This is a genomic window from Roseateles sp. GW821-FHT09B06 (genome assembly GCF_059418245.1).
In genome coordinates this window covers 82,344-105,730 of the sequence record NZ_JBWKPM010000005.1, presented here as the reverse complement: position 1 = coordinate 105,730, position 23,387 = coordinate 82,344, and the positions used below count along the sequence as shown (strand labels likewise).

The window sequence follows — 23,387 nt, the reverse complement described above, 5'->3', positions numbered from 1 at the left end:
TTCTTGCGGCTTGCTCAGTGGCCCGAGGCCAGCTGGCGCTCGACGATCTCGCGCACATCGTTGCTGAGGTCGGCCTTGGCCGCCACGCGGGCGATGGCCTCGCGGGCCGCGCCGCGGTAGGGCTCGGCCAGCGTGGTCCAGTGGTCCAGCGCGCGTGCCAGGCGGCCCGCCACCTGCGGGTTGCTGCCGTCGAGCGCCAGCACCTGCTCGGCCCAGAACACATAGCCCGCCGCATCGGCGCGGTGGAAGGCGGCCGGGTTGAACAGGCACAGCGAGAAGATCAGGCTGCGCGCGCGGTTCGGGTTCTTCAGGCTGAAGTCGGCATGCTTGAGCAGTTGCTTGATCCTGGCGAAGCTCTTGCCTTCGCGTTCCGGCGCCCGGGCCTGCAGCGCGAACCACTTGTCGATCACCAGGGCCTCGCCCTTGAACTGGGCGTGAAAGCGCGCCAGCGCCGCCTCGGCCAGCTCGGCATGGGCGTTGACCAGCGCGGCCAGGGCGCCCTGGCGGTCGGTCATGTTGGTGGCGTCCTTGAAGCGCTGGTAGGCACGGCCGGGCCAGACGGTGTCGCCGCTGCTGCGCGCATCCAGCACCAGCATGGCCAGGGCCAGGTTGGCCAAGGCGCGCTTGCCCGAGGACACCGGGTCCGGCTGGTAGCCGCCCTGCACCTGATGGCCCTCGAAGGCGGCGATCCAGTCCTCGCGCAGCGCCGCAGCCAGCTGGGTCTGGGCGGCCTCGACGGCGACATGGACGGCCTGCGGATCGACCACCTCCAGCTGCTCGGCGATATAGGCCTCGCCGGGCAGGGTCAGGGCCAGTTCCTTGAAGGCGGCGTCCAGCTCGGGATGGCGCAGCACGCTGCGCATCGCGTCCAGATAGGCGGCGTCCAGCACCAGCGGCGAGCCGCCGCGCAGCGCGGCCAGGATGCGGTTCAGCGCCAGGCGCTGGCCGGCTTCCCAGCGGTTGAAGGCGTCGGAGTCATGCTGCAGCAGCACCAGCAGGTCGGCATCCGACAGACCGTCGTCCAGCAGCACCGGCGCCGAGAAGCCGCGCAGCAGCGAGGGCACGGGCTCGCCGGCCACATTGACGAAGACGAAGGTCTGTTCGGCCTGGTCCAGCACGATCACGCGCTCAGTGCCGACCGCGCCGTCCTCGCCTTGCAGTTGCAAGGGCAAGGCCTGGCCCTCGCGCGACAACAGACCCAGTGCCACCGGGATCACCTGGGGCAGCTTGCTCTCCTGGCCCGGGGAGGGCGGGTTGCTCTGCTGCAGGCTCAGCGTGTAGGTCCTGGCCTCGGCGTCGTGGGCACCGCGGGCGCGCAGGCGCGGCGTGCCGGCCTGGCTGTACCAGCGCTTGAAGGCATCCAGCCGCGTGCTCAGCGCCGAGCCGGGGTTGGCGTCGGCGATGGCCTGGGCGAAATCGTCGCAGGTCACGGCCTGGCCGTCATGGCGTTCGAAGTAGAGCTTCATGCCGGCCTCGAAGCCGTCTCGGCCCACCAGGGTCTGGTACATGCGCACCAGCTCGGAGCCCTTCTCGTAGACCGTTGCGGTGTAGAAGTTGTTGATCTCGACGTAGCTGTCCGGGCGCACCGGATGGGCCATCGCGCCGCCATCCTCGGGGAACTGCATGGCGCGCAGCCCGCGCACGTCCTGGATGCGGCAGACCGCGCGGGCGCTCGGCGTGCCGGCCATGTCCATCGAGAATTCCTGATCGCGGAACACGGTCAGGCCTTCCTTCAGCGAGAGCTGGAACCAGTCGCGGCAGGTGACGCGGTTGCCGGTCCAGTTGTGGAAGTACTCGTGCGCGACGATCGACTCGATGCGGGCGAAGTCCGCATCCGTGGCGGTGGCCGGCGAGGCGAGCAGGGCGCTCGTGTTGAAGATGTTGAGGCCCTTGTTCTCCATCGCGCCCATATTGAAGTCGGAGACGCCGACCACCATGAAGCGCTCCAGGTCCAGCGGCAGGCCGAAGCGCGCCTCGTCCCAGACCAGGGAGGCGATCAGCGAGTTCATCGCGTGCTCGGTCTTCTCCAGATCGCCGCGGCGCACATAGACCTGCAGCAGATGATCCTTGCCGGCGCGCGTGCGCACGCGCTGCTCGCGCGCCACCAGGTCGGCCGCCACCAGGGCGAACAGATAGCTGGGCTTGGGGAAGGGGTCGTGCCACTTGGCGAAATGCTTGCCGCCGGTCAGCTCGCCGGTTTCCAGCAGGTTGCCGTTGGACAGCAGCACCGGGTACTTGCTCTTGTCGGCGCGCAGCAGCACCGAGTAGACCGCCATCACATCGGGGCGGTCCAGGAAATAGGTGATGCGGCGGAAGCCCTCGGCCTCGCACTGCGTGAAGAAGCCGCCGCCCGAGGTGTAGAGGCCCGACAGCGTGGTGTTCTTCTCCGGCGCGCAGGTGTTGCGGATCTCCAGCGCGAAATCGGCGTCCGGCGCGCCCTCGATCACCAGCAGGTTGCCTTCCTGGCGGAAGGACACGCTCTCGCCATTGATCAGCACGCGCAGCAGGTTCAGCTCCTCGCCATGCAGCACCAGCGGGCCATGGGCCACCGCGCCGTTGCGTTCGATCTGCATCTTGCTGGTGACGAGCGTCTTGACGGGGTCGAGGTCGAATGTCAGGTCGACCTTGCGGATCCAGAACGCGGGCGCCATGTAGTCCTCACGGCGGATCAGGGGGGCAGTGCCTTCACGCATCATGGCGGGCATCCTCGGGTTTGTTGTTGTCGCCCAGGGCTCGTGGCCCCGGGGTGTCTCATGTCAACGGAGTCGCTGCGCGGTGCGGCGCAGCGAAGAATGTATTCCCCAGCGGGCGCCGCCGATCCGGCTTTGCCGGGCGGACGGCGCCGCCCCTTGAGGGGGGCCGGCGAAGCCGGTAGGGGGAGGGGCGATCATCAGACGCCCTGCTTCAGGCTGGCGGTGATGAAGGGATCGAGATCGCCGTCCAGCACCTTTTGCGTGGCCGAGGTCTCGTAATTGGTGCGCAGGTCCTTGATGCGGCTCTGGTCCAGCACATAGGAACGGATCTGGTGGCCCCAGCCGACGTCGGTCTTGGTGTCCTCCAGCTTCTGCTGCTCCTCCATGCGCTTGCGCATCTCGTGGTCATACAGGCGCGAGCGCAGGCGCTTCCAGGCCACGTCGCGGTTGCTGTGCTGGCTGCGGCCATCCTGGCATTGCACGACGATGCCGGTCGGGATGTGGGTGAGGCGCACCGCGGAGTCGGTCTTGTTGATGTGCTGACCGCCGGCGCCGCTGGCGCGGAAGGTGTCGGTGCGCACATCGGCCGGGTTGATCTCGATCTCGATCGAGTCGTCGACCTCGGGGTAGACGAACAGCGAGGCGAAGCTGGTGTGACGGCCGCCCGAGCTGTCGAACGGGCTCTTGCGCACCAGGCGGTGCACGCCGGTCTCGGTGCGCAGCAGGCCGAAGGCGTACTCGCCCTCGACCTTAATGGTCGCGCTCTTGATGCCGGCCACGTCGCCCGGGGTCTCGTCTTCCAAGGTCGCCTTGAAGCCCTTGCGCTCGGCGTACTTCAGGTACTGGCGCAGCAGCATGCCGGCCCAGTCGCAGGCCTCGGTGCCGCCGGCGCCGGCCTGGATGTCGACGAAGCAGTTCAGCGGATCGGCCGGGTTGTTGAACATGCGGCGGAACTCGAGCTGCTCGACGGTTCCCTGCAGCTTGGCGGCATCGGCCTCGATGGCTTCCAGGCCGGCGAGATCCTCGTCGGCCTTGCTCATGTCGAACAGCTCGGTGTTGTCGGCCAGATTGCTGGTCAAGTGGTTGATGGTCTCGACCACGGTTTCCAGCGTGCGCTTTTCCTTGCCCAGCTCCTGGGCGCGCTTGGGGTCGTTCCAGACGCTGGGGTTCTCCAGCGCGGCATTGACCTCGTTCAGTCGCAGTGCTTTGCGATCGTAGTCAAAGATACCCCCTTAGCGCGTCGGTACGCGCTGTCAGATCGGCGAGGGTCGTACCGATCGCGTTGATGCGTTCGATGTCCATGATGTTCTGCTTGAAGGGCGGCCGCAGGACGCGGCGCCAACAGCGCTATTTTTACATGGACGCCCGCGCCCCAGGGCGGGGCATCCAAGGGTTAGCGATAGTGGGGTGGCCCCAGGGTGGGGCGCAATTGTCAGAAATATGTAAGCACAACGGCAGCACAGTGCGATTGGCGCGCGGATTCCAACATGATTTTGCTGACATCATCCTTAAAGTTGATCGCCGAGATCGCCTTGCTGGCCATGGCGGGCCAATGGCTGCTCGGCCTGCTGGCCGGCGCCCGGCGCGAGCACAATTTCTTCTACAAGCTGTTGCAGGTGCTGACCCGGCCCTTCGTCAAGCTGACCCGGCTGATCAGCCCCCGGGTGGTGCTGGACCGCCATGTGCCGCTGGCCGCCTTCCTCTTGCTGCTGAGCCTGTGGCTCGTGGTCACGGTGGTGAAGATCAATCTCTGCCTGCAGATCGGGGTGCAGCAATGCCGGTGAAGCGCGGACCGCCCTATCTGCTGGCCAAGCTGCGCGCGCTGGTCTGCCTGGTGCTGAACCGGCGCGAGCAGGCCGAGCGCCGCTTCGATGCGATGCTGGCGCGCTGGCCCGTCGATACCTATGCGCTGGCCAGCCGGGCCCATCTGCGTGCCATGGCCGGCCGCCCCGCGGCGGCGATCGAGGATCTGCGTGCCCTGGTCGCGGCCGCGCCCGAGCGCAGTGCGGGCGACTGGTTCAACCTGGCCTTCCTGCTGGACCAGCAGGGCCGCCCCGCCGAGGCCGAGGATGCCTTTCGCCGCGCCGTCACCCTGGATCCCCGGCTGGACCGGGCCTGGTACGGCTTGGGGCTGAGCCTGATCCGCCTGCGGCGCTTCGACGAAGCCGTCGCCGCGCTCAAGCGCAACACCGAACTGCAACCCATGAGCCCCTATGGCTGGTACCAGCTGGCCCGGGTGCACATGGATCGTCAGGAGCCCGAGGAGACGCGGCGCATCATCGCCCATCTCAAGGGTTTCGAGCCCAAGGTCGCGGCCCAGCTGGAGCGCGAAACCGGACTGCTCGTCTGACGTTCCCGTCCACGCGGTCTGCGCGCTGTTGGCGCAGGGGCGGGCCCGCGGTGATCGGCATGCCTTGAAGCCTGCCGGCCTTTCGACGTGAAGGAGACGACAGCATGCAGTTGACCGAAAGACACCACCAGTACTGGCGGAAGAACCTGCGCATCACAGCGGTTCTGCTGGCGATCTGGTTCGTGGTGACCTTCGTCGTGGGCTACTACGCCCGCGAACTGAACTTCACTTTTTTTGGCTGGCCGTTCAGCTTCTGGGTCGCATCCCAGGGCGCGCTGATCGTCTACTGCCTGATCATCTGGTACTACGCGCGGACCATGAACCGGCTGGACCAGGAACACGGCGTGGCCGAGGAGGAATGACATGGCAGGCGCAACTCCCTCTACCGCGGGCGGCACCTTCAGTGCCTCGTCCAACGCGGCCTTCAAGAAGCAGCTCAACAAGGTCTATACCTGGTACACGGGCGGCTTCATCGCCTTCATCATCGCGCTGGCCTTCCTGGAGCAGATGGGCCTGCCGCGGCAGTACATCGGCTTCATCTTCCTGATCGCCACCGTGCTGCTGTATGCCGGCATCGGCTTCATGAGCCGCACCTCGGACGCCAGCGAGTACTACGTGGCCGGTCGGCGCGTGCCGGCGGTCTACAACGGCATGGCCACCGGCGCCGACTGGATGTCGGCCGCTTCCTTCATCGGCATGGCCGGCACGCTCTACCTGACCGGCTACGGCGGCCTGGCCTTCATCATGGGCTGGACCGGCGGCTACTGCCTGGTGGCGCTGTTCCTGGCGCCCTATCTGCGCAAGTTCGGCCAGTTCACGATTCCCGACTTCCTGGGCGCGCGCTATGAAGGCAATCTGCCGCGCATCCTGGGCGTGATTGCCGCCATCCTCTGCTCCTTCACCTATGTGGTGGCGCAGATCTACGGCGTGGGCCTGATCACCGCGCGGCTGTCGGGCCTGGCCTTCGAGATCGGGGTCTTCGTCGGTCTGGCGGGCATCCTGGTCTGTTCCGTCCTGGGCGGCATGCGCGCGGTCACCTGGACCCAGGTGGCCCAGTACATCATCCTGATCATTGCCTACCTGGTGCCGGTGGTCTGGCTGTCGGTGAAGCAGACCAGCGTGCCGGTGCCGCAGGCCATCTACGGCTATCAGCTGGAGAAGGTCAGCGCGGCCGAGAAGAAGATCAAGGCCGATCCCAAGGAGCAGGAGGTCATCGAGATCTTCAAGGCGCGCGCGGCCGAGTTCGAGGCCAAGCTGAAGGACGTGCCGGCCGCCATGGCCGCCGACAGGGCCAAGACCGAGACCAAGCTGGCCGAGCTGAAGGCCGCCAACGCCCCGGCGGGCGATGTCGAGGCCGCGCAGAAGGCGCTGGCCGCGCTGCCTGCCAGCGAGGCCGATGCCAAGAAGGCCTGGGCCGCCGCGCAAAAAGCCAATGCCGACCGCGCCAAGCCCCTGGCCGGCATGCCGACCCATGGCCAACAGTTCACCGGCGACCCGAACGGCGACGAGAAAGCCAGGAAGACCTTCGACGAATCGCGCCGCAACTTCCTGGCCCTGGTGTTCTGCCTGATGGTGGGCACGGCCGCGCTGCCGCACATCCTGATGCGCTACTACACCACGCCCTCGGTAAAGGAGGCGCGCGAGTCGGTGACCTGGAGCCTGTTCTTCATCTTCCTGCTCTACTTCACCGCCCCGGCCCTGGCCGTGCTGGTCAAGTACGAGGTCTTCACCGTGCTGGTGGGCACGCCGTTTGATCAGTTGCCGGCCTGGATCAACAACTGGGCCAGGGTCGACCCGGCCCTGCTGGCGGTGGCCGACGTCAACAAGGACGGCATCTTCCAGCTCGGCGAGATGAAGATAGGCGGGGACATCATCGTGCTGGCCACACCCGAGATCGGCGGCCTGCCGTACGTGATCTCGGGCATGGTGGCGGCCGGCGGCCTGGCCGCGGCGCTGTCCACCGCCGACGGCCTGCTGCTGACCATCGCCAACGCGCTGAGCCACGATGTCTACTACAAGATGATCGACCCGAACGCCTCGACCGCCCGCCGCGTCACCATCTCCAAGGTGCTGCTGATGGTGGTGGCCCTGTGTGCGGCCTATGTGGCGGCGCAGAAACCGGCCGACATCCTGTTCCTGGTCTCCGCCGCCTTCTCGTTCGCGGCCGCCGCCTTCTTCCCGGCCTTGGTGCTGGGGGTGTTCTGGAAGCGTGCCAACAAATGGGGCGCCTCCCTGGGCATCGCTTCCGGCCTGGGCATCACCTTTTACTACATGGTGATGACCCAGCCCTGGCTGCGCGGCGTGTTCGGCGTCACCTCGCCGGTGGAGCTGTGGTGGGGCATCCTGCCGATCTCGGCCGGCCTGTTCGGCGTGCCGCTGGGCTTCGCCGTGATCATCATCGTCAGCCTGCTGACGCCGGCGCCCCGCAAGGACACGCAGGAACTGGTCGAGCACGTGCGCTACCCCGACCTGAACCTCGGCAAGGCCTGACCCGGTCTTGTGCCGAAGCGGGCCCCGCGGCACGATGCCGCGGGGCCTTTTTTTTACTTCCTCACGCCAACCCCCGTCGCCCACCCGTCGCCGATGAAGCCCGCCACCCCCGCCGTCCAGCTGCTGGGCCATCTGCAGGCCGAGCTGCAGCACCATGCGCCGTTCGCGCAGATGCGGGCGGAGCATGTGCGGCAGTTCCTGGCCCAGGCCGAGCAGGTCTACTACGCGCCGGGCGAGCTGCTGCTGGCGCCCGAACTGGGGCCGGTGCAGGCGCTGTTCTACATCCGCCAGGGCGCGGTCAGCGCCCAACGCAGCCTCGGCGGCGTCGCCGAATCCGCCGGCGGCCTGCACTACGAGGCCGGCGAGTGCTTTCCCATCGGCGCCCTGCTGGGCCAGCGCGCGGTGACGGCCCGCTACAGCGCCGGGGCCGACACCTTCTGCCTGCGGCTGCCGGCCGCCCAGGTGCAGGCCCTGGCCCGGCTCAGCGCGCCCTTTGCCGATTTCCTGAACCGCCGCGTGGCCCAGTTCCTGGCCCTCTCCAGGCGCGCCCTGCAGGTGGCCTACGCCGCGCAGACCCTGGCCGAGCAGTCGCTCGAGACCCCGCTGGGCGAGCTGGTGCGCAAGAAATCCGCGCCGGTCTGCGTGAGCCCGGCGACGCCGCTGCGCCAGGCCCTGACCCTGATGCACGAGCGGCACATCGGCTCGATGCTGGTGGCCGACGCCGACGGCGCGCCGCTGGGCATCCTGACCCGCCACGACGTGCTGGCGCGCATCACCCTGCCGCAGCTGCCGCTCGCCACGCCGATCGGGCAGGTGATGAGCCGGCCGGTGCATGCCCTGGGCGTGGCCGACACGGCGCAGGACGCGGCCCTGCTGATGTCGCGCCACGCCCTGCGCCATGTGCCGGTACTGGAGGCGGGGCGCCTGGTGGGGCTGGTGTCGGAGCGCGACCTGTTCGCGCTGCAGCGCCTCTCGCTGAAGCAGCTCAGCACCGCGATCCGCGCGACCCGGGACGTGGACACCCTGCGCATCGTCGGCGAGGACATCCGCCGCTTCGCGCGCAACCTGCTGGCCCAGGGCGTGGCCGCGCGCCAGCTCACCGAGCTGATCTCGCATCTCAACGACCTGCTGACGCAGCGCCTGGTGCAGCTGCTGGCCGAGGCGCAGAAGCTGGATCCGCGGCGCTTCGCCTGGCTGGCCTTCGGCTCCGAGGGGCGCGGCGAACAGACCCTCGCCACCGACCAGGACAACGGCATCGTCTTCGACGGCCCGCCGGCCGAGCGGCCGCGCTGGCTGGCCCTGGGCGCGGCGGTCAACGCGGCGCTGGACGACTGCGGCTATCCGCTGTGCCGGGGCGGCATCATGGCCGGCCGGCCCGGCTGCTGCCTCAGCCAGCAGGAATGGCTGGAGGCCTTCAGCGCCTGGATCGAGCATGGCTCGCCCGAGGACCTGCTGAAGGCCAGCATCTTCTTCGACCTGCGGCCGCTCTGGGGCAACGCGGCCCTGGCCCTGCCGCTGCAGCGGCTGCTGACCGGCCCGGCGGCGCGCCAGCCGCGCTTCCTGCGCCAGCTGGCCGAGAACGCGCTGCGCCAGCGCGCGCCGTTGAACTGGCTGGGCGCGGTGGAGGCCGGGGAGGACGGGCGGCTGGATCTCAAGCTCAACGGCTCGGCGATCTTCGTCGACGTGGCGCGGCTCTACGCGCTGGCGCATGGCGTGGCGGCCACCGGCACCTGCGCGCGCTTCGAGGCCTTCGGCGCGCTGCTGCAGGCCTCGGCGCAGGAGCGCGAGGGCTGGGTCGGCGCCTTCGAGTTCCTGCAGCTGCAGCGCCTGCGCCGCCAGATGGAGAGCCCGCAGGAGGCGCCCAACCGTGTCGCGCCGGAGCAGCTCAACGATATCGATCGCCGCGTGCTGAAGGAGAGCCTGCGCGTGGCGCGGCGGCTGCAGCAGCGCCTGGAGCTGGATTGGCTGCGCTGAGCGCCTGGTGGCAGCGCCTGCGCGGCGGCACCGCCGACCCGGCGCGGCGCTGGGTGGTGCTGGATGTCGAGACCACGGGCCTGGACCCGGCCCGCGACGAACTGCTGGCGATCGCCGCGCTGGCGCTGCACCTCGATCCCGCGCAGCCGGCGCGGTCGCCGCGCATCGCGCTGGGCGACAGCTTCGAGCTGCTGCTGCACAGCGCCGCGCCCCGGGCCGGCGACTACAAGCGCAACGTGCTGCTGCACGGCATCGGCCTGGACGCGCGCCGCCGGGGCGTGCCGAGGGCCGAGGGCTTGCGGGCCTTCGTCGACTGGCTGGGCAGCGACGCGGCCACGCCGCTGCTGGGCTTTCATGTCGGCTTCGACGCGGCCGTGATCCAGCGCGCGCTGCGCGCCCATCTCGGCCGCGCGCTGGCGAACCCCTGGGTGGACCTGGCGCCGGTGGTGCAGGCCCTGGACGCCGCCGGGCGGCCGCCGAGCCTGGACGAGGCGCTGAGCCGGCATGGCATCGCCTGCCTGCAGCGCCACCAGGCCGGCGCCGACGCGCTGGCCACCGCCGAGCTGCTGCAGCGCCTGTGGCCGACGCTGGTGGCGCGCGGCGAGGCCAGTGCGGCCGCGCTGCAGCGCATCGGGACGCAGCGGCGCTGGCTGGGCTGAGGGTCGAACGGCCGAGCCGGGCTCAGGCGCCGGCCAGCCGCGCTTCCAGCTCGGCCACGCGCGCCTTCAGCCGCGCGTTCTCCTCCTGCAGCACCTCGACCTGGCGCTGCAGCAGCAGCGCCGGGTCGGACAGATCGACCGCCGCGCCGGGGCCGGGTGTATCGGCCAGCGTATCGGCCAGCGTATCGGCCAGTGTATTGGCCGGGGTGTCGTCGGCGCCGGCCTTCCTGGCGCCGCCCTTGGACTCGCGCACCCGCTTGGCCGCCTCGCGCAGCTCCTTCTTGCCGCCGGCCACCGCGGCTTGCTGCTCCTGGGCCGGCAGGGCGGCGATCGTGGCCGCGGCGCTGATCGAGACCGTGCCGGTCTTGACCGCCTCCACCAGTTCGGGCGCGGCGGCCTTCTGGATCTTCTCGATCTGGGCCACGGTGGCGCTGCTGATGCGCGCCACCTTGGCGATGGCCTCGCGGCTGGCCAGGCGCGGCTCGGGCGGCGGCGGGGCGGCCTCGCCTTCGGCCGCCGGGGCCTGGGGCGTCGGCAGGGGCTTGGGCCGGCTGCTCAGGATCTCCTTCTTGCGCAGTGCCAGCACGCCGCGCTGGAAATCCGACACGCTGCGCCGGCCCAGGTGCTGGTCGATCATCCACAGGTGCACGTCCTCCATCGACATGAAGCGGCCGTTCTGCACGGTCTGGAAGGGCAGGCCATGCTTGCTGCAGATGCTGTGGCGGTTGTGGCCGTCGACCAGGATGTCGCCCCACAGCACCAGCGCGTCGCGGCAGCCCTCGGCCAGGATGCTGCGCTCCAGCGCGGCATATTCGTCGGGGGTCAGCGGGTCGATATAAGCGCGCAGTTCATCGAGGACGGTGATGTTCATGGGGGCACAGGAATCCGCAGGTTCGGCCGCGCCGGAGGCGGCGCGAGGGGCGGGATTCTATGCGCCGCGCGCCTCAGGGCCTGGCGAGCACGGCCGGCGCGCGCGCCGGTGGCCGGTTCATATTGTCGATATCGGCCGCGATCAGCCAGCGGCCATCCGCGCTGCGCTTGAGCAGCAGCACGAACTTGCCGGCGTCGGGTTGGCCCGCGGCGGGGCCGAAGGCGCCCACCACATAGGCCAGATCGCCCGAGATGCTGTAGTCGAGCGCGCGCAGCGCCAGTGGCAGCGTGCCGCCGTCGGCGTAGCCGGCGCGGATCTCCGCCGCGCCGCGGCGCGGCGGCTGGCCGTTGGGCAGGGCGAAGCCATCGGGGGTGAACAGCCGCGCCAGCTCGGCCGGCCGGCCCGCCGTCCAGGCCGTCTCGTAGTCGCGCAGCACGCGCTCCAGCTCCGCCGGCAGCGCCACCGAGGCCGGCGCCTGCGCGGGGGCCAGGGCCGGTGCGGCCAGGCAGGCGGCGGCGAGCGCCAGGGCGGGGAGGGGCATAGGCATGATCGGCATGGCCCTCATCGTGCCGCATCCCGGCCCGGCGGCCCCGTCCCGGAGGTCATGGCGGCCGCGGCCTGCAGATGCTGCGCCAGGAATCGCTCCATGCGCCGGGCGAAATCGACATGGGTCGCCACCAACCGCCAGCTGTGGCCCTCGTTGGCATAGCTGACCCATTCGGGCGGGCGGCCGGCGTCCCTGAGCGCGTCGCGCAGGCGCTCGCCATGGGACAGCGGCACGCGCCGGTCGCTCTCGCCGAAGCCCAGCAGCAGCGGCGCCCGGATGCGCGCCGCCTGCGCCAGCGGCGAGACGGCGCTCAGCATCGCCGCGTCCCGCTCCGCGTCGCCGACCAGCTCGGGCAGCATGTGGCGGCGCCCCTCGGTACTGATGTCGTCGTCCACCCACCAGGAGCCGCTCAGGTAGAGAAAGGGATCGGTCCTCGCTCACCCAGTCGAAACGCACTACGTCGGCGTCGGCAAAGGAGGCCACCCGGCGCACCTGCGGGGTGGGCCGCAGGTCCAGCACCACCAGGCCGATGCGTTTGCCGCCGCGCGAGGTGGTGAGCGCGATGCGGTGCCCGGAGGGCGAGAGCTTGGCATCGAGCATCGCCGGGCGTTGGAAGAAGCGCTCCAATGCCACCGGTTCGGGTGCCGGCTCGGGCGCCGACGGCGGGTTCTGGGCTTGGGCGGCGCCCAGCAGGCCCCAGGCGATGGCCCAGCATGCGGCGTGGCAGCGCCACCACGGGCGCATGATGTTCCTCATCAAACCCTCCCCGGGTTTTTGTGTTGTGAGGGGCAGGATAAGCGAGGATCAGGCCTCGATCAGGCCAGGAAGCGCTCCAGCGCGGCCGCCAGGGCCTCGGGCCGGTCGTGGTGCAGCATATGGCCGGCGCCTTCCAGCCGCACGCGCTCCAGCAGCGGCACCTCGGCCAGCCGGGCCTCGAAGTCCGCGCGCGGGTAGCGCTTGCCCCACCACTGGCTCATGTCGGTCTCGCTGCCTTCCACCCACAGCGTGGGCGCGGCGATGCGGCGCCAGCAGGCCAGGGCCTCGGCCTTGCGGTAGAGCACCGGGTTGACGCGCTTGTGCGCCGGGTCACCCAGGATGTGCCAGGTCTTGCCCTCGGGGCCGTCCTGCGTGCGCGACCAGTGCGGCGCCAGCCAGGCGGCCTTGTCGGGGCTCAGCCGCGGGTTGGTCTTGCGCAGCCGCTCGGCCACGCCGGCCAGGCTGTCGTAATGCTTCAGCGACTGCGGCGTCTTCAGCTCGTCCAGCCATTCGGCCAGGCGCGCCGGCGCCAGTTCGGGGAGAGTGTCGGGCAGGCCGAAGCCCTCCAGGTTCACCAGGCGGCGGATGCGGGCGGGGCGCACGCCGGCATAGCTCATCGCCACATTGCCGCCCATGCTGTGGCCCAGCAGGTCGATGTGCCGATCCGGCGCGACGGCATCGAGCACCGCGTCCAGGTCGCCCAGGTAGTCGGGGAACCAGTAGCTGTCGGTGCCGCTGCTGTCGCTCAGGCCGAAGCCGCGCCAGTCGATCGCCATCACATGGCGCGGCTCGCGCAGCGCGTCGACGACGAACTGGAAGGAGGCGCCCATGTCCATCCAGCCGTGCAGCATCACGAGGCTGGGGCGTTCGGGCGAGGCCAGCGCGGCGTCGCCCCAGCTCAGCAGGTGGTAGCGCAGGCCGCGCACCTCGAGAAAGCGGCTCGAGTGGGGGCGGCGCGGAAGATAAGCGGGCAGGGTGTCCATGCGGCGACTCTAGGCGATGCGCGCCGGCGCCGCTGTCGGGGCCGCGACAGCGCGCCGCGCGTGCAGAATGGGGCCATGAGCACCGCCTACACCATCCGCCCCGCCGAGCCGCGCGACGTGCCGGCCATCGTCGGCCTGATCCAGGAACTGGCCGAGTTCGAGAGCCTGACCCATCTGCTGCAGATCACGCCCGAGAAGCTGCATCCGCACCTGTTCGGCGCCCGGCCGGTGGTCGAGGCCCTGGTCGGCGAGATCGGCGGCGAGCCGGTCGGCTTCGCGCTCTTCTTCACCAACTTCAGCACCTTCCTGGCCAAGCCCGGCCTCTATCTGGAAGACCTCTATGTGCGGCCCGCGCACCGCCGCAGCGGCCTGGGCAAGGCGCTGCTGAATCGCCTGGCGCAGATCGCGGTGGAGCGCGACTACGGCCGCTTCGAATGGACCGTGCTGGACTGGAACGAGGACGCGATCCGCTTCTACGAGAAGATGGGCGCCAGCGTGCTGCCCGAGTGGCGCATCTGCCGGATGACCGGCGAGGCGCTGACCAGCTTCGCGAGCAAGGGCTAGGTCGGGGCCATCGACACCAGCGCCGCCAGCCGGCTCTGCTCGCAGGCGGTCTCGACGCTGCTGGCCTCGCCGACCGCACGCAGGCTGGCCTGCACGATGGCCGCCGCATCGACCTCGAAATGCTCGCGCAGTTCGGCGCGCGAGTCGCTGCGGCCGAAGCCGTCGGTGCCCAAGGTCAGGTAGCGCCGCCCCGGCGGCAGGTAGGCGCGCACCAGCTCGGGCAGCGCGCGCACATAGTCGCTGGCGGCGATGATGGGACCGCCGCTGGCGCGCAGCTGCAGCTCCAGCGCGCTGTCGACCGCCGGCCGCAAACCCTGGCGCCACAGGCGCTCCTGCGCGGCGCCATCGCGCGCCAGCTCGATATAGCTGGTCACGCTCCAGACATCGGCGGCGATGCCATGCTGCTCTTCCAGCAGGGCCGCCGCCTTCAGCACCTCGCCCATGACGGCGCCGCTGCCGAACAGCTGCACGCGCCGCGGCAGCGCGGCCGGACCGCTGCGCAGGCGGTAGATGCCGCGCAGCACGCCCTCGTGGTCCGCCGCGGCCAGGCTGGGGTTGACGACGTTCTCGTTGGTGACGGTCAGGTAGTAGAACTCGTCGATCTGCTGCTCGCCCATGCGGCGCATGCCGTGGTCGAGGATGACGGCCAGCTCGCCGGCGAAGGCCGGGTCGTAGACGCGGCAGTTGGGCACGGTGGAGGCCAGCAGCGGGCTGCTGCCGTCCTGATGCTGCAGGCCCTCGCCGCCCAGGGTCGTGCGGCCGGCGGTGGCGCCGATCAGGAAGCCGCGGGCGCGCTGGTCGGCCGCGGCCCAGATCAGGTCGCCGACGCGCTGGAAGCCGAACATGCTGTAGAAGATGTAGAAGGGCAGCATCGCCAGGCCGTGGGTCGAGTAGCTGGTGGCGGCCGCGGTCCAGGACGACAGCGCGCCGGCCTCGCTGATGCCTTCCTCCAGGATCTGGCCGCTCCTGTCCTCGCGGTAGGCCAGCATCGAGCCGGCGTCCTCGGGCCGGTAGAGCTGGCCGAAGGGCGCGTAGATGCCGACCTGACGGAACAGGCTGGCCATGCCGAAGGTGCGCGCCTCGTCGGCGACGATGGGCACGATGCGCGGGCCCAGCGGTTCGTCCTTGATCAGGGCGGCGAGCTGGCGCACAAAGGCCATTGTCGTGCTCATGCTCTTGCCGTCGGCCTGCAGCGCGAAGCCGGCCGTTTCGGCCAGGCCCGGCACCCGCAGCGGCGGCGCCAAGGTCATGCGGGCCGGCAGATGGCCGCCCAAGGCGGCGCGGCGGGCCTGCAGATAGCGCATCTCGGCGCTGTCCTCGGCCGGCTTGTAGAAGGCGGCCTCGGCCACCTGGGCATCGCTGAGCGGCAGCTGGAAGCGCTCGCGGAAGGCCAGCAGATCGTCGCTGCCCAGCTTCTTCTGCTGGTGCGAGGTCATGCGGCCCTGGCCGGCCGTGCCCATGCCATAGCCCTTCATGGTCTTGGCCAGCACCACGGTGGGCTGGCCGCGATGGGCGCGGGCGCGCGCGAAGGCGGCATGGATCTTGACCGGGTCGTGGCCGCCGCGGCGCAGGCGCTCGATGTCCGCGTCGGCCAGGTGGGCGACCAGGGCCTGCAGCTCGGGCGTCTGGCCGAAGAAGGCGCGGCGGTTGAAGGCGCCGTCATTGGCGCTGAGGGTCTGGAACTCGCCGTCCACCGTGCGCGCGAAGGCGCGCGCGATCGCATGGGTCTCGTCGCGCGCCAGCAGCGCGTCCCATTCCGAGCCCCACAGGCATTTGACAACGTTCCAGCCGGCGCCGCTGAACAGCGCCTCCAGCTCGTCGACGATGCGGCCGTTGCCGCGCACCGGGCCGTCCAGGCGCTGCAGATTGCAGTTGATCACGAAGATGCAGTTGTCCAGGCCCTCGCGCGCGGCCAGGGTCAGCGCGGCGATCGACTCGGGCTCGTCCATCTCGCCGTCGCCGAAGAAGCCCCAGACCTTGCGCTGCTCGGTGGCCAGCAGGCCGCGGTCGGCCAGATAGCGCATGAAGCGCGCCTGGTAGATCGCATTGATCGGGCCGATACCCATCGAGCCGGTCGGGAACTGCCAGAACTCCGGCATCAGGTAGGGATGGGGATAGGAGCTGAGCCCCTGCAGGCCTTGCTTCTGGGCGCTGAGTTCCTGGCGGTAGTGGCGCAGCGAGTCCTCGCCGAGCCGGCCTTCGAGAAAGGCACGGGCATAGACGCCCGGCGCCGAATGCGGCTGGAAGTAGACCAGGTCGGCGCCCTGCGGCGCTGCGGGCCCCCGGAAGAAATGCTGGAATCCGACCTCGAACAGATCGGCCGCCGAGGCGTAGCTGGCGATATGGCCGCCCAGCTCGCCATGCGCGGCATTGGCGCGCACCACCATGGCCAGCGCGTTCCAGCGCAGCAGGGCCGAGAGGCGCTGCTCCAGCGCCAGGTCGCCGGGGTAGGGCGGCTGCTCGGCCAGCGGCACGCTGTTCAGATAGGGCGTGACCGCCGCCGGCCGCCAGGGCAGCTGCTGGCGGCGCGCGTGGGCCAGCAGGGCGTCGAGCAGGAGGGCGGCGCGCTCGGGGCCCTGCTGCGGGCCCCAGGCCGCCAGCAGACCGTCCAGCGCGGCACACCATTCCTGCAGTTCTTCGGCGTCCTGCATGTCGTCCGGGCGGTCGATGGCGGGCATGGGGCTCTCCGGGGCTTCAGCCGTTGCGGAACAGGAAGCTGTAGGCGTTCAGCGCCGGCACGCCGCCCAGGTGCGCGTAGAGCACGCGCGAGCCGGCCGGGAATTCGCCCTTGCGCACCATGTTGATCATGCCGTGCATCGACTTGCCCTCGTAGACCGGGTCGGTCAGCATGCCTTCCTGGCGCGCGCACAGGCGGATCGCCTCCAGGGTCCCTTCGTTGGGCAGGCCGTACTCGGGGCCGCCGTAGCGGGTGTCCAGCACCACGTCGGCGGCGGTGATCGGCCGGCCCAGCTCGACCAGTTCGGCCGTGTGCTGGGCGATGCGCAGGATCTGCGCGTGGGTCTGCGCAGGCTTGGCCGAGGCGTCGATGCCGATCACCTTGTCGGCGCGGCCGTCGGCCGCGAAGCCCACCACCATGCCGGCCTGGGTGCTGCCGGTCACCGAGCAGACGACGATGTAGTCGAACTTGAAGCCCAGTTCGGCTTCCTGCTGGCGCACCTCCTCGGCGAAGCCGACGAAGCCCAGGCCGCCGTAGGGGTGCTCGGAGCAGCCGGCGGGAATCGGGAAGGGCTTGCCGCCGCGCGCCTTGACGTCGTCCATCGCCTGCTGCCAGCTGGGGCGGATGCCGATGTCGAAGCCGGCCGAGTCCAGGCGCACATCGGCGCCCATGATGCGCGACATCTCGATATTGCCGACCCGGTCGTAGACGGCGTCCGAGTAGTTGACCCAGTTCTCCTGCACCAGCACGCATTTCATGCCCAGATGGGCGGCGACGGCAGCGACCTGGCGGGTCTGGTTGGACTGGATGCCGCCGATCGACACCAGGGTGTCGTAGCCGCCGGCGATGGCCTCGGGGATCAGGTATTCCAGCTTGCGGGTCTTGTTGCCGCCGAAGGCCAGGCCGCTGTTGCAGTCCTCGCGCTTGGCATAGAGCTCGACCTCGCCGCCCAGTGCGGCACTCAGGCGCTTCAGCGGCTGGATGGGCGAGGGACCGAAGGTGAGCGGATAGCGGGGGTAGCGACTCAGATTCATGCGATGACTCCTGCGGGGATAAAGGGCTTGGCTTCGCCATGAATACTAGGAAGAATGCCGGTTAACGGGGTTGCAAATATTTTGCTATTGGCAATTCCGATGACGCTAATTCCCTGTTCTTGTCGCTTCTGATTGCTTGGAGTCTTGATTGAGCACAATAAAAGTTCGTGGCCAGGAGAGGCTGGCCGCGCCGCCGTCCGTCGAGCTGGACCGTACCGACAAGACCCTGCTGCGGGCGCTGCAGCGCGACGCCTCGATCTCGAATGTGGCGCTGGCCGAAAAGGTGCATCTGAGCCCGCCGGCCTGCCTGCGCCGGGTCGAGCGGCTCAGGCGCGCCGGGCTGATCCGGGCCACGGTGGCCCTGCTCGACGCACCGCTGCTGGACGCGGGCATGCTGGTGATCATCGGCGTGGTGCTGGACCGCTCGACGCCGCAATCCTTCGCCGACTTCGAGAAGGCGGCGGTGAAGATCTCCGGCTGCATGGAATGCCATGTCGTGACCGGTGAGTTCGACTACATGATGAGCCTGCGCACCCGGGACAACGAGAGCTTCAACCGCCTGCACGCCGAGCAGCTGCTCTACCTGCCCGGCGTGCGGCAGATCCGCAGCTTCATGGTGCTCAAGCAGGTGCTGTCGACCACGGAGATTCCGGTCTAACGCGCAGCAGGCCGGGGCCGCTGCCCGCCGCCTCGGCCCGGCCGGGCAGCGGGATCTCGCGCCGGCTCAGTAGCCCAGTGCCAAACCGCTGTTGCGGCGCGGGTCGTTGGCGCCGTAGAAGCGGTTCTTGCCGACCGGCTTGCCGGCGAGCGAAGGCGCGCCGACCAGGATCGCCGCCATATGGTTGGCCGGCTGCGGCGCGCCGAGCTTGTGGCCCTTGGCCTCCAGCAGCGCGCGCGTGTCGGGCGAGAGCGCGAAGGTCTCGACATTGGTCAGGTCGGGCAGCCATTGCTGGTGGAAGCGCGGCGCGTCGACCGCCTCCTGCACATTCATGCCGTAGTCGATCACGTTCAGCACCGTGTGCAGCACGGCCGTGATGATGCGGCTGCCGCCGGGCGTGCCGACCACCATCACCGGCTGGCCGTCCTTGCTGACGATGGTGGGGCTCATCGAGGATAGCGGGCGCTTGCCCGGGGCGATCGCATTCGCCTCGCCCTGGACCAGGCCGTAGATATTGGGCACGCCGATCTTGACGGTGAAGTCGTCCATCTCGTTGTTCAAGAGCACGCCGGTGTCCGCGGCCGTGACCTTGGCGCCGAACCAGTCGTTCAAGGTGTAGGTCACCGAGACCGCATTGCCCCAGCGGTCGGCGATCGAGTAATGCGTGGTGTTGCTGCCCTCGTGCGGCGCGACGCCGGGCTTGATGTCCTTGGAGACGCCGGCCTTGTCGGGAGATATCACCGCGCGGACCTGCGCGGCATAGGCCTTGTCGGTCAGGCGCGCGATCGGGTTCTTGACGAAGTCGGGGTCGCCCAGATAGCTGTTGCGGTCCACATAGGCATGGCGCATCGCCTCGATCTGGTGGTGCACGGCCTGGGCGGAGCGGAAGCCCCAGTCCTTCAGCGGGTAGCCCTCCAGGATGTTGAGCATCTCGCAGATGATCACGCCGCCGGAACTCGGCGGCGGGGCCGAGACCACGCGGTAGCCGCGGTAGTCGCATTCGATCGGCGCCAGCTCACGCGTCGCGTACTGGTCCAGGTCGGCCTGGGTGATGATGCCGCCGCCGCCCTGGCTGGACTTGACCAGCGCCGCGGCGACCTTGCCCTTGTAGAAGCCGGCCTGGCCCTGCTCGCTGATCGCCTTCAGGGTGCGGGCCAGGTCCTTCTGCACCAGCTTGTCGCCGACCTCGAAGGGCGCGCCGTCCTTCTTCAGGAAGATCGCGGCCGAGGCCGGGTCCTTGCGGAAGTCCTCGGTGGCGGTGCGGAACATGTCGATGTCGCCCTGGTCCAGCGCGAAGCCCTTGTCGGCCAGCGCGACGGCCGGCGCCAGCAGGGTGGGGCGCTTCATCGTGCCGTACTTCTCGCGCGCGAACTCCAGGCCGGAGACGCTGCCGGGCACGCCCACTGCCAGATGGCCGCGGGTGCTCAGGCCCTTGACGACATTGCCTTCCTTGTCGAGGTACATGTTCGCGGTCGCGGCCAGCGGCGCCTTCTCGCGGAAGTCCAGGAAGGTCTTGCGGCCGTCGGCCAGCTGGATCGTCATGAAGCCGCCGCCGCCGAGGTTGCCGGCGGCCGGATAGACCACGGCCAGCGCGTAGCCCACCGCCACCGCGGCATCGACCGCGTTGCCGCCGTCCTTCAGCACGTCGACGCCGACCTTGGTGGCCAGGTGCTGGGCCGTCACCACCATGCCGTTCTCGGCCGCCACCGGGGCGACCGAGGCGGCCTGGGCGGGCGGCAGGAAGGCCTGCAGCGCGCCGGCGCACAAGAGGGTGAAGCGCAGGCCGGCCGCGCGCGAATGCAACAGGTTCATCGAAGTCTCCTCTGCGATGTTCAAGCCTTTGTCCGAGCTCGATCCGAGCCGATCCGAAGCGATGTCCGGGCGGACGGTCGGCCGAGTGTAGACCTCGGGGTCAGACCTTGCGCGTTCGCCATATCCCTAGAGCGTTGGCTGCCACCAGTCCGGCAGCAGCGCGCGCACCTCGCGGCGCGCGTAGCGGTCGTCGATCAGGTGCACGATGCCGCGGTCCTCGGTCGTGCGGATCACGCGGCCCGCGGCCTGCACCACCTTCTGCAGTCCCGGATAGAGATAGGCGTAGTCGTAGCCGCTGCTCGGACGATTCCCGAACAGCTGCTGCATGCGGGCGCGGATCTGTTCGTTGACCGGGTTCAGCTGGGGCAGGCCCAGGGTCGCCACGAAGGCGCCGATCAGGCGCCGGCCCGGCAGGTCGATGCCTTCGGCGAAGGCGCCGCCCAGCACCGCGAAGCCGATGCCCTGGCCGGTGTCGCTGAAGCGGGCCAGGAACTCGCGCTGCTCGGCCTCGCCCATGCGGCGCGACTGCGGCCAGCAGGGCAGGTCGGGATGCTCGGCCTGCAGCAGCGCGAAGGCCTGCTGCAGGTAGTCATAGCTGCTGAAGAAGGCCAGGTAGTTGCCTGGGCGCTCGGCGTACTGCCGGGCCATCAGCGCGACGATGGGCGCGAGCGAGGCCTGGCGGTCCGGATAGCGGGTCGAGATGCGCCCGGCGATCCGCATCTGCAGCTGCGCGGCCTCGAAGGGCGAGTCCACTGCCAGACGCAGCAGATCCGGTGGCAGGCCCAGCAGCTTGGCGTAATAGTCCATCGGCTGCAGGGTCGCGGAGAACAGCGTGCTGGTATGGGCCGCCTCCAGCCGCGGCTTCAGGAAGGGCGCGGGCACGAGATTGCGCAGCGTGATGGTGGACAGGCCCGGCTTCGTGCGGGCGCGCGGCTCGGGACGGGTGGCGTCGACGATCGAATGCGTGTCCAGCATTTCGGCCAGGCGCACCATATGCAGGGCCTCGAAGTAGAAGGCCTGCAGCGCCGGGTCCGGTTCGGCCGGATGTTCGGTGAAATGATCGGTCAGCGCGCTGCCGCATTGCTGCAGGGCCTGCAGCAGCGCCTCGGGAAAGGTCTCGAAGACGCGGTAGCGTTTCTCGGGATCGGCCTTGTCCAGCTGAGCCCAGGCGCGCCTCAGCTTGTCCAGCGTCTTCTTCACCGGCGCATGCACGAGCGCGCTGGGACCGTGGCGTGCGGCCTCCAGGCTTTCGCTCTCCAGCTCGGCCGTGTACATCTTGCGGCCGCGCTCCACCAGGTTGTGCGCCTCGTCCACCAAGAGGCCGACCTGCCAGCCATTGGCCTGGGTCATGCCGTGCAGCAGCGCGCCGACGTCGAAGTAGTAGTTGTAGTCGCCGACCACCACATCGGCCCAGCGCACCAGTTCCTGGCTCAGGTAATAGGGGCAGACCGCGTGGGCGCGGGCGATCTCGCGCACCTGGGCCTGATCGAGCAGTCCGTCGAGGGCCAGGTCTTGCGCGCAAGCCGCGGCGCGCGCGGCCGGCAGCCGGTCGTAGAAGCCCGCGGCCAGCGGGCAGGATTCGCCGTGGCAGGCCTTGTCGGGATGTTCGCAGGCCTTGTCGCGCGCCACCAGCTCCAGCACGCGCAGCGGCAGCGCTTTGGGCAGTTTGTCCAGCCCGTCCAGCGCCAGCCGCCGGCCCGAGGTCTTGGCGGCCAGGAAGAAGATCTTGTCGAGCGTGCCGCCGGGCGCGGCCTTCAGCAGCGGAAACAGCGTGCCCAGAGTCTTGCCGATGCCGGTGGGCGCCTGGGCCAGCAGGCAGCGGCCGGCGCGCGCGGTCTTGAACACGCCCTCGGCCAACGCGCGCTGGCCGCTGCGGAACTCGCCGAAGGGAAAGGCCAGCGCCGCCAGCGCCGCGTCGCGCGCCGCGCGGTGCGCCTGCTGCGCCTGGGCCCAGGCCAGGAAGCGCTCGCAATGCAGCTCGAAATGGGCCCGCAGCGCGCTGGCGCTGCAGGTCTCGACGAACACCGTCTCGCGCTGGTTGCCGACGTTGAAATAGACCAGGGCCAGCTCCAGCTCGGCCAGGCCCAGCTGCTGGCACAGCAGCCAGCCGTAGATCTTGGCCTGGGCCCAGTGCAGGCGGCGGTGCGACTCGGGCTGGGCGTCGAGGCGCCCCTTGTAGGTCTTGATCTCTTCCAGGCGCGGCCCGGCTGGCTGGTAGCCGTCGGCGCGGCCGCGCACGCGCAGCAGGCCGCGGTAGTCACCCTCCAGTGCCAGCTCGGATCGGTAGCCCGCATCGCGTGCCAGGCGGCCGGCGGCCACCTCGGCATGGCCGGCGATGCCCTCCTGGGCGCTGGGCGCGGGCGTGAAGCGCAGGTCCAGGTCGCCGCTCTTGGCGGTGAACTCGCACAGCTCGCGCACCGCCACCGCGTAGGGCCGGGCGCTGCTCAATGCGGGCGGTCCTGCGACGGGCCGTCGTCGACCTGCGGGCCCAGGGCCGCCTGCGTGGCGTCGCGCTCGTCCTGCAGCGGCGTGGCCTTGGCCAGCGCCAGCCAGACCGGGAAGGGCAGACGGCATTGCGCATGCTGGGCCGGCCGCAGCAGCTCGAACTGGCCCTCGTCAAGATCGCCGTTCAGCACCCAGACACCGAACTGCGCGGGGATCTCGTTGGGCTTGGCCACGCCGGCCGGAAAGACGTAATAGACCTCGCTGGCCAGCCATTGGTAAGCCTGGCGCTTGGCGGCATGGCGCAGGTCGGAGAGCAGGTCGGCGCGGCTGAACTTGATCTCGTGCACCATCGGCTGCAGATAGCTTTCCACCGAGGTGTTGCGCACCGAGAACAGGTCGGGCCGGGCCATGCGCCAGACATTGCGGGCCGCGGCCTGCTGCGGCGTCTCCTCGGTCCACAGCGCCGGACCCAGCGGCGCGGGCGGCAGCTCGGGCTGCGTGCCGTCCTCCACCAGGGCGCGCAGCGACAGCTCGCGCCAGACGATGCGTCCCATGTCCAGCAGCTGCCAGGCGAAGCGCTGCGCCAGCCGGTCATGCGCGCTGGCGGCGCGCACGCCGCGCTGGCGCGACTCGGCCAGCAGCGCGATGCCGGCCTCGGTGAGCTTGAGGGTTTCGCGGCCATCCTCGGCCTGCTGGCGCAGCAGGCCGGCGGCCAGCAGGTCGATCTCGATGCCGTCCTTGCAGGGCCAGCCCGCCGAGCGCCAGACCTGCAGCAGGCGCGAACGATGGAGGCGGGTCAGGGGAGCGGCTGACATTGGCGCGGGCATGAGCGATCAGGCAAATGAATACTGATTATAAATACAGTATTTATGCC

19 protein-coding genes are annotated in these 23,387 nt (G+C 69.9%); 8 read left to right on the top strand and 11 right to left on the bottom strand.

Going from position 1 to position 23,387, the window contains the following annotated elements; genetic code table 11:
- Positions 1–14: 14 nt before the first annotated feature.
- A complete protein-coding gene (pepN, locus tag AC07OQ_RS06450) occupies positions 15–2,693 on the bottom strand; it encodes an aminopeptidase N (RefSeq protein WP_495052396.1) in 2,679 nt (892 codons plus the stop codon).
- 197 nt (positions 2,694–2,890) lie between these two features.
- Positions 2,891–3,995, bottom strand: a protein-coding gene (gene prfB / locus AC07OQ_RS06445) for a peptide chain release factor 2 (RefSeq protein WP_495052275.1) whose coding sequence is annotated in 2 segments (ribosomal slippage) — positions 2,891–3,913 and positions 3,915–3,995 — 1,104 coding nt in all. Because the reading frame shifts where the segments join, the coding sequence is not laid out codon by codon here.
- Positions 3,996–4,207: 212 nt separating this feature from the next.
- Between prfB and AC07OQ_RS06440 the strand changes: the two genes are divergently transcribed.
- The 6 genes from AC07OQ_RS06440 to AC07OQ_RS06415 all read left to right on the top strand — a co-directional run bounded on the left by AC07OQ_RS06440 (position 4,208) and on the right by AC07OQ_RS06415 (position 10,166).
- Positions 4,208–4,477, top strand: coding sequence for a hypothetical protein (locus tag AC07OQ_RS06440; RefSeq protein ID WP_495052274.1), 270 nt, complete (start codon positions 4,208–4,210; stop codon positions 4,475–4,477).
- Positions 4,474–5,043, top strand: coding sequence for a tetratricopeptide repeat protein (locus AC07OQ_RS06435; protein ID WP_495052273.1), 570 nt, complete (start codon positions 4,474–4,476; stop codon positions 5,041–5,043). The genes AC07OQ_RS06440 and AC07OQ_RS06435 overlap by 4 nt, the downstream gene beginning before the upstream one ends.
- Before the next feature lie 104 nt (positions 5,044–5,147).
- The gene (locus AC07OQ_RS06430; protein ID WP_495052272.1) at positions 5,148–5,405 is read left to right on the top strand and encodes a DUF4212 domain-containing protein; all 258 of its coding nucleotides are present in this window, start codon (positions 5,148–5,150) and stop codon (positions 5,403–5,405) included.
- A gap of 1 nt (position 5,406) precedes the next feature.
- Entirely contained in the window at positions 5,407–7,533 is a 2,127-nt protein-coding gene (locus AC07OQ_RS06425; RefSeq protein ID WP_495052271.1) for a sodium:solute symporter family protein, read from the top strand.
- 93 nt (positions 7,534–7,626) lie between these two features.
- Positions 7,627–9,507 (top strand): DUF294 nucleotidyltransferase-like domain-containing protein, encoded by a 1,881-nt coding sequence (locus AC07OQ_RS06420; protein ID WP_495052270.1) that lies wholly within the window; start codon positions 7,627–7,629, stop codon positions 9,505–9,507.
- A complete protein-coding gene (locus AC07OQ_RS06415; RefSeq protein ID WP_495052269.1) occupies positions 9,495–10,166 on the top strand; it encodes a 3'-5' exonuclease in 672 nt (223 codons plus the stop codon). Before AC07OQ_RS06420 ends, AC07OQ_RS06415 begins: the two co-directional genes overlap by 13 nt.
- 22 nt (positions 10,167–10,188) lie before the next feature.
- On the opposite strand, the gene AC07OQ_RS06410 is transcribed toward AC07OQ_RS06415, so the two are convergent.
- From AC07OQ_RS06410 to AC07OQ_RS06395, 4 genes are all read right to left on the bottom strand, one after another.
- Positions 10,189–11,037 (bottom strand): ParB N-terminal domain-containing protein, encoded by an 849-nt coding sequence (locus AC07OQ_RS06410; protein ID WP_495052268.1) that lies wholly within the window; start codon positions 11,035–11,037, stop codon positions 10,189–10,191.
- Positions 11,038–11,110: 73 nt separating this feature from the next.
- Complete coding sequence (locus AC07OQ_RS06405) at positions 11,111–11,578, bottom strand: YybH family protein (protein ID WP_495052267.1); 468 nt, start codon at positions 11,576–11,578, stop codon at positions 11,111–11,113.
- Between the two features lie 20 nt (positions 11,579–11,598).
- Positions 11,599–11,979, bottom strand: coding sequence for an alpha/beta hydrolase family protein (locus tag AC07OQ_RS06400; RefSeq protein ID WP_495052266.1), 381 nt, complete (start codon positions 11,977–11,979; stop codon positions 11,599–11,601).
- 420 nt (positions 11,980–12,399) lie between these two features.
- The gene (locus AC07OQ_RS06395; protein ID WP_495052265.1) at positions 12,400–13,323 is read right to left on the bottom strand and encodes an alpha/beta fold hydrolase; all 924 of its coding nucleotides are present in this window, start codon (positions 13,321–13,323) and stop codon (positions 12,400–12,402) included.
- 75 nt (positions 13,324–13,398) lie between these two features.
- Between AC07OQ_RS06395 and AC07OQ_RS06390 the strand changes: the two genes are divergently transcribed.
- Complete coding sequence (locus AC07OQ_RS06390) at positions 13,399–13,887, top strand: GNAT family N-acetyltransferase (protein WP_495052264.1); 489 nt, start codon at positions 13,399–13,401, stop codon at positions 13,885–13,887.
- Here the strand turns inward: AC07OQ_RS06390 and mdeB are convergent.
- Positions 13,884–16,565 carry an alpha-ketoglutarate dehydrogenase gene (mdeB, locus tag AC07OQ_RS06385; RefSeq protein WP_495052263.1) on the bottom strand — a complete coding sequence of 894 codons (2,682 nt, stop codon included), beginning with the start codon at positions 16,563–16,565 and terminating at the stop codon, positions 13,884–13,886. The genes AC07OQ_RS06390 and mdeB overlap by 4 nt on opposite strands.
- Positions 16,566–16,581: 16 nt before the next feature.
- Complete coding sequence (locus AC07OQ_RS06380; RefSeq protein WP_495052262.1) at positions 16,582–17,598, bottom strand: 1-aminocyclopropane-1-carboxylate deaminase; 1,017 nt, start codon at positions 17,596–17,598, stop codon at positions 16,582–16,584.
- A gap of 148 nt (positions 17,599–17,746) precedes the next feature.
- Here AC07OQ_RS06380 and AC07OQ_RS06375 point away from each other — a divergent pair, with 148 nt between their 5' ends.
- Complete coding sequence (locus tag AC07OQ_RS06375) at positions 17,747–18,256, top strand: Lrp/AsnC family transcriptional regulator (RefSeq protein WP_495052261.1); 510 nt, start codon at positions 17,747–17,749, stop codon at positions 18,254–18,256.
- A 66-nt stretch (positions 18,257–18,322) separates the two neighbouring features.
- Here AC07OQ_RS06375 and ggt read toward each other — a convergent pair whose 3' ends face one another.
- The 3 genes from ggt to AC07OQ_RS06360 form a co-directional block, all read right to left on the bottom strand.
- Entirely contained in the window at positions 18,323–19,945 is a 1,623-nt protein-coding gene (gene ggt, locus AC07OQ_RS06370; protein ID WP_495052395.1) for a gamma-glutamyltransferase, read from the bottom strand.
- Between the two features lie 249 nt (positions 19,946–20,194).
- Positions 20,195–22,516 carry an ATP-dependent DNA helicase gene (locus AC07OQ_RS06365; RefSeq protein ID WP_495052260.1) on the bottom strand — a complete coding sequence of 774 codons (2,322 nt, stop codon included), beginning with the start codon at positions 22,514–22,516 and terminating at the stop codon, positions 20,195–20,197.
- Positions 22,513–23,328 carry a hypothetical protein gene (locus AC07OQ_RS06360; protein ID WP_495052259.1) on the bottom strand — a complete coding sequence of 272 codons (816 nt, stop codon included), beginning with the start codon at positions 23,326–23,328 and terminating at the stop codon, positions 22,513–22,515. The genes AC07OQ_RS06365 and AC07OQ_RS06360 overlap by 4 nt, the downstream gene beginning before the upstream one ends.
- Between the last annotated feature and the right edge of the window lie 59 nt (positions 23,329–23,387).